Annotated in this window: 7 protein-coding genes; 4 read left to right on the top strand and 3 right to left on the bottom strand. The window is 69.4% G+C overall.

Annotation, left to right across the window (positions count from 1 at the left end):
- Positions 1-57 precede the first annotated feature (57 nt).
- Both FY251_RS20515 and FY251_RS20510 read left to right on the top strand, forming a co-directional pair.
- Entirely contained in the window at positions 58-735 is a 678-nt protein-coding gene (locus tag FY251_RS20515) for a DUF1405 domain-containing protein (protein WP_148416827.1), read from the top strand.
- Positions 736-825: 90 nt separating this feature from the next.
- A complete protein-coding gene (locus tag FY251_RS20510; RefSeq protein ID WP_115881225.1) occupies positions 826-1,479 on the top strand; it encodes a metalloregulator ArsR/SmtB family transcription factor in 654 nt (217 codons plus the stop codon).
- Between the two features lie 3 nt (positions 1,480-1,482).
- On the opposite strand, the gene FY251_RS20505 is transcribed toward FY251_RS20510, so the two are convergent.
- Together FY251_RS20505 and FY251_RS20500 are read right to left on the bottom strand one after the other, a co-directional pair.
- A complete protein-coding gene (locus FY251_RS20505) occupies positions 1,483-1,977 on the bottom strand; it encodes a hypothetical protein (RefSeq protein WP_148416826.1) in 495 nt (164 codons plus the stop codon).
- 81 nt (positions 1,978-2,058) lie between these two features.
- Positions 2,059-2,268, bottom strand: a complete 210-nt coding sequence (locus FY251_RS20500) for a PLDc N-terminal domain-containing protein (protein ID WP_148416825.1) — start codon at positions 2,266-2,268, stop codon at positions 2,059-2,061.
- A 236-nt stretch (positions 2,269-2,504) separates the two neighbouring features.
- On the opposite strand from FY251_RS20500, the gene gatD reads away from it, so the two are divergent.
- Both gatD and FY251_RS20490 read left to right on the top strand, forming a co-directional pair.
- A complete protein-coding gene (gene gatD / locus FY251_RS20495) occupies positions 2,505-3,752 on the top strand; it encodes a Glu-tRNA(Gln) amidotransferase subunit GatD (protein ID WP_148416824.1) in 1,248 nt (415 codons plus the stop codon).
- A 4-nt stretch (positions 3,753-3,756) separates the two neighbouring features.
- A complete protein-coding gene (locus tag FY251_RS20490) occupies positions 3,757-4,665 on the top strand; it encodes a GNAT family N-acetyltransferase (protein WP_148416823.1) in 909 nt (302 codons plus the stop codon).
- Positions 4,666-4,698: 33 nt separating this feature from the next.
- Here the strand turns inward: FY251_RS20490 and FY251_RS20485 are convergent, their stop codons facing one another.
- Positions 4,699-5,736, bottom strand: coding sequence for a PAS domain-containing protein (locus FY251_RS20485; protein ID WP_148416822.1), 1,038 nt, complete (start codon positions 5,734-5,736; stop codon positions 4,699-4,701).
- Between the last annotated feature and the right edge of the window lie 248 nt (positions 5,737-5,984).

Here is a 5,984-nt window from a genome sequence, read left to right as displayed (position 1 = left end):
GCCCCAGCCGTCCCCGCCCCGACGGCCTTTTCTTTCGGCGCGCCGTCGGACTCGGCGATGGGTCTGCGCGATTTCGACCTCGACGCGGCGGTCGACGACTGGGCGGAGTACTACCTCGGAAACGGCCCGAGCCTCGTCGTCTTTCTCGTCCTCAACGCCGCCGCGTTCCTCGTCGGGGTGAGCTTCTACGTCCACTCGGACCCCGGGCTCTCGGACCTGCCGACGTTCCTCTACCCGCTTTTCGGCGACTCGCCGACCGCCCTCGCGCTGATGACGCTGTCGGCCGCGACCCTGCTTCCGAACCTCGGTCGCCGCGTCGCCGACGCGCCGGTCAACCGACCGCTCGCGTACCTCCACACGCTCGCGTTCGTCTGGCTCGTCAAGTACGGCGTCTGGACGGTCGTCGCGCTCAACCTCCGGCCCGACCTCTACGTCGGCTTCTCCGGGGCCGCGCTGTGGGACTACTGGGGCATCATGCTCACCCACGCGGGCTTTCTCGCGCTCGCGCTCGTCGTCCCGCGCTACGGCGCGACCACGAAGGGCGCGCTCGGGTTCGCTCTCGCCCTCGCGCTCGTCAACGACGTGTTCGACTACGGCCTCGGCTACTACCCGCCGCTGAAGTACGAGGCGGGGGCGCTCCTCGCGGGCATCACCGTCGCCCTCTCGTTCCTCGCGGTGATCCTCGCGTCGCGGGCGTTCGACCGGCTTTCTGAGACGTCGGAGACCGTCCCCTGAGCGCCCCGCGAGTCACAATCGCTAATCGCATGACGGCGCTGTGACTCACATGAGTCAGGCTTTTCCCCACCGGCAGTCTATGACCTCGTAATGGACTCCGCGGTACTGCTCGACCTACTCGGGAACGAAAACCGCCGGCGCATCCTGCGGTTGCTCTCGCACAAACCGTGCTACGTCACCGAGATCAGCGAGTACCTCGGCGTCAGCCCCAAGGCCGTCATCGACCACCTCCGAAAGCTGGAGGACGCGGGGCTCATCGAGTCGCGCACCGACGACCAACGGCGCAAGTACTTCCACATCTCGCGGAACCTCCGACTGGAGGTGAACGTCTCGCCGTACGGGTTCGGCGCGAAGAGCGCCTACCCGCCGAGTCCGAGCCTCGACATGGCCGGGCGCTGTCCGCACGTGACGCTCGAAGTCGAAAACGCCGGCACCGACGACGTCTCCGAGTTGGCGCGCGAACTCGGCAAACTGGAGGAACTCGACAACGAACTCTCCTTGGCCCAGCGGTGGGTGCAGGGCCGCATCACCGACGTGCTCGACCGCCTCAACGACCGCCTCGGCGTCGACGCCGACAGCCGCTTTTACGCGGAGATTCTCGCCGCGCTCGCCAACGGGTCGAACACCGTCCGCGGCATCGCGAAGGACCTCAACGCGGACCCCGCGGTCGTCGACAGCGCGCTCCACCACCTCGCCGAGGGCGACCTCGTCGCCCACAACGGCGACCGCTGGCGAATCGACTGACGGCTACAGCTCCTGTGTCAGGCCGTTTCTGAGGTCGCGGCCGAAGTAGTGCCCGACGAGCGCCGCGAGCCCGCCGCTCGCCGCGCCGACGCCCGCGATGGCGACGCCGTAGTCCGCGAGCAACTGCACCGCGAAGGGCGCGAACACGGCGAACAGCGTCGAGAGGACGAACGCGAGGCCCGCGGCGATAGCGCCGGCGAGGACGACCTCCGTGTAGTGGCGCTTCGACCCGACGAGACCGATCAGGAAGCCGGCGGCGGCGATACCGGCGAACCGGCCGACGAAGCCGACGAGGGGAATTGCGCCGCCGACGAGCAGTCCGCCGATGGAGAGCAGGAGCGCCGCGAGGAACGTGCGCGGGGAGAACAGCCCGCTGAGGCGACCGCCGCCGGACGAGTCCGGCGAACTGGTCGGCGTCGCGTCGCCGCCCTCGCGAGAGAACCCGGAGAGCAGGTCGTCGACGGACTGCTCAGACTCCTTCTGGTCCGACCGTTGCATGTGTACAGGGTCGCGGGCGAGCCTGATGGCTCTTGTGCCGGTGCGACAGATTCCCGCCGAAAAGGAGGCGCGACGCGGTCGTTACGAACCCCGACCCAAGATGAGGTACAGGACGATTCCCAGAAGCGGGGCGAGGAAGACGACGACGGCCCAGAGGAACGCCGGGTGACTGCTGTTTCGCTTCGCGTCGCGGTACGTCCACACCACCATCCCGAGGTACAGGAGGAAAAACAGCAGGCCGATCACGAGCGCGCCTGCGCCGCGCGACTGGAGGAGTATCGTGGGAAGCATACGCTGGCCGACGGTCGGTCGGCTAAAATGTCTTGTGCCCGTTATGTCGGCGACACGGACATCTCGCTCGTTGCACTCTGGCGGGGCGGCTCCACCCCAGTTGTCGTACCGAGCGGCGAGCGAAGCGAGCCGTTCGGCATTTTTCCCTCCAGGTTTTTGCCGTGAGCGGGTCGCCTTCGGCGACCCCGAACGGTAAAAAGGTGGGTTTGAAGTCTGCCCCCGCGGTATCCCGCGATATGAACGCAGGGGACCGCGTCCGCGTCACCCGCGCGGACGTCACGAACGAAGGCGTGCTCATGCCGTCGTCCACCGAGGAGCACCTCGTCGTCAAGCTTGACGGCGGGTACAACGTCGGCATCGCCCGCGAGGGAGCCGACGTTGACGTGCTCGAAACCGACGTGTACGACATCGAAGACGCGCAGTCCGAGGGCGACGGCACCTCCGAAATCGAGTTCGACGACGACCTGCCGACCATCTCGCTCATCTCGACCGGCGGGACCATCGCCTCGACGGTCGACTACCGCACGGGCGCGGTGACCGCGCAGTTCGACGCCGAGGACGTGCTCCGGGCCGTCCCCGACCTCGCGGGGCGGGCGAACTACCGCGGCCGCGTCGTCGCCAACATCCTCTCGGAGAACATGACGACCGACGTGTGGGTCGACCTCGCGGAGGCCATCGCCGAGGAAATCGAGGCCGGAGCCGACGGCGTCGTCGTCATGCACGGCACCGACACGATGCAGTTCTCCGCGTCGGCGATGTCGTTCATGCTCGACACGCCCGTCCCCATCGTCTTCACGGGGAGTCAGCGCTCGGCCGACCGCCCCTCTTCGGACAACGTGATGAACGCCGTCTGCGCCGTCGAGGCCGCGAAAGCCGACGCCGCCGAGGTCATGATCTGCATGCACGCCTCGGAGTCCGACGACGTCTGCGCGCTCCACGAGGGGACGCGCGTCCGCAAGAACCACACCTCCCGGCGCGACGCCTTCGAAACCGTCGGCGCGAAGCCGCTGGGCGAGGTCGACTACGAGGCCGAGGAGGTCACGTTCCGCCGCGACTACGCCCCCCGCGGCGAGACCGATCTCGCGCTCCGCGCCGACCTCGAATCCGAGGTGGAACTCGTGAAGTTCACGCCGGGGATGGACCCCGCGGCGCTCGACTACCTCGACGGGAAGGCCGGCGTCGTCATCGAGGGGACGGGCCTCGGCCACGTCCACACCGACCTCATCCCGCGGTTCGAGGAACTCATCGAGGACGGCACGGTCGTCGCCATGACCTCGCAGTGTCTCGAAGGCCGCGTCTGCGACCGCGTCTACGACACCGGTCGCGACCTGCTCGACGCGGGCGTCGTCGAGGCGGGCGACACGCTCCCCGGCACGGCGAAGGTGAAGCTGATGTGGGCGCTCGCCAACGTCACCGACCCGACGGGCGCGATGGGCCGCAACCTCGAAGGTGAACTGACCCGGCGCTCGGTCCCGTGGGAGTGACCTGATGGAGATTCGACCCGCGAGGCCCGAGGACTACGACGCGGTCGCCGCGTTCACCCGCGACACGTGGGCCGACCGCGGGGTGTCGGACTACCTCCCCGACGTCTACCACGACTGGATCGCCCCCGGCGAGTCGGATCGGGCGACGCTCGTCGTCGACATGGGCGAGGAGACGCCGTCCGACGAGGTGGCCGCCATCGCGCAGGTCGTCATGCTGTCGGAGTACGAGGGGTGGGCGCAGGGCATGCGCGTCGCGCCCGACTACCGCGAGCAGGGGCTTGCGACTCGGCTGTCGCGCGCGCTTCTCGACTGGGCGCGCGAGCGCGGCGCGCGCCGCGTCCGCAACATGGTCCACTCGTGGAACGTCCCGAGCCTCGGCACCACCCGCACGGCCGGGTTCGACCCCGGCGTCGAGTTCCGGTGGGCGAAGCCCGACCCCGACCCGACCGCCGACCCGGAGGCGGCCGTCGGCCACGACGCCGACGCCGCGTGGGCCTACTGGACCGGCTGCGAGGCCCGAACCGCGCTGTCGGGGCTCGCGCTCGACCCAGTCGAGTCGTGGGCGCTCTCCGAACTCACCCGCGAGCGCCTCCACGACGCCGCGGACGACGACCGACTGTTCGTCGTCGGCGACGACCGCGCGACCGGCTTCACCTACCGCAACCGGACCTTCTCCCGCGAATCCGACGACGAGGGCGAGGTGACGTGGGCCGAGTACGCGGTCGCCGCGTGGGACGACGCGTCGGCCTGCGGGTCGCTGTTGGACGCCGTCCGCCGCGACGCCGCTTCGGTCGGCGCGGACCGGACGCGCGTCCTGTTCCCCGAGCGCGTCGACTGGGTCTCCGACGCGTCGCTCGCCCGGAGCGACCTCGCCGAGGAGCCGACGTTCGTCATGGAAGCCGACGTCTCCTGACGCCGCGGGGGTGCCGCGCCCGCCGAGCGCCGATTACCGCCAGTCGACGCCGCGGACTTCGAAGCGTGCCCCGCCGAGTTCCGAGTCCACCACGTCGAACTGCCAGCCGTGCAGGTCGGCGATTCGCCGCGCCGTCGAGAGATGTGTGGCGTCGTAATCGACGCCGAGCAACTGGTTCGAGCCCGCAGCGGCCGCCGCGCGCTCCTCCGGGGACGGACGAGGACCGTCGTCGTCGACGTAGAAGCCGTCGGCGGTCGTTCCCACGACGACGCTGAACGGCGGACCGAGCGACGCGTTCCGCTCGTAGCAGTTCGTGAGCACCGCGACCAGAAACAGCCCGAACAGGTGGGTGTCGGCCAAGAGCGACCCGTCGCCGACGACCCGGAGCGAGGCGTCGTCCGCGCCGTCGGGCGACGCGACGGCCCGCGCTTGCGCGACGTGCGAGCGGAAATCCACCGGCGCGAGGTCGAGCGTGCTCGGTTGCCCGGCGACGGCGATGCCCCAGTCGACGAGCGAGTCGATGCGCGAGAGGCTCTCGGAGAGCTGCACCGCGTCGTCGCCGTCGACGGCGGCGAGTCGCTCGGCGGACGCGGTGGCCGACGCGAGCTGGGCTTTGAGCTCCGAGGCGAGCACGCTGACGAGCGCCGCGAGGTGCTCGTTTTTCTCGTTGACCTGCAGCTCGGCGAGCCGCCTGTCGGTGATGTCGAAGTGGGTGACGAGCGCGAAGCGCCCGTGTCTCGGCGTGTCTATCGGGGCGACGCGGAGCGCGAACCACCGATAGACGGCGGGCGAGTGACACGGGTATTCGGCGGTAAAGAGATCGCGGTCGCCGCGGAGCACCGCGCGGATGCCGTCGGCGACGACGCCCGCGATTTCGTCGGTCTCGCGGGCCGCGTCGCACACGTCGAGGTAGTTGACGCCCGTCGAATCGGGGTCGCCGGCGTAGTCGTTCGCGTCGGCGAACGCCCGCCACGCCCGGTTCGTGTAGACGATGTCACCGCGCCTGTCGAGGAGCGCAATCGTCGCCGGGAACTCCTCGAAGCCGCGTTCGATGAGCGATACGTCGTCCATCACAGAGCGTACGCCGGGAACCCGTTTGTCAGTTTCTACCAGATCGGGTCCGAAACACGCGTCGCGTCGCTCGCGGCCTGAGAGTGCGAAAAACGGTGTTCGACCGCCACGGTCGGGGTGCAATCGACCGCGGCGTCGGGTGTCTGATGGTCGGAGTCGGGGTGGTCAGTCCGAGGCGGCGACTCGGGGCTTACGCTCGTTTCCCTCCGTACCCGCCATGGCGAGCACGTCGTCGAAGAAGCCGAGCG

Origin of the sequence: Haloferax sp. KTX1 (genome assembly GCF_902410085.1) — an archaeon.
Taxonomy (GTDB): domain Archaea; phylum Halobacteriota; class Halobacteria; order Halobacteriales; family Haloferacaceae; genus Haloferax; species Haloferax massiliensis.
The sequence above is the reverse complement of the archived record's forward strand: the minus strand, read 5'-3'. Positions and strand labels throughout refer to the sequence as shown.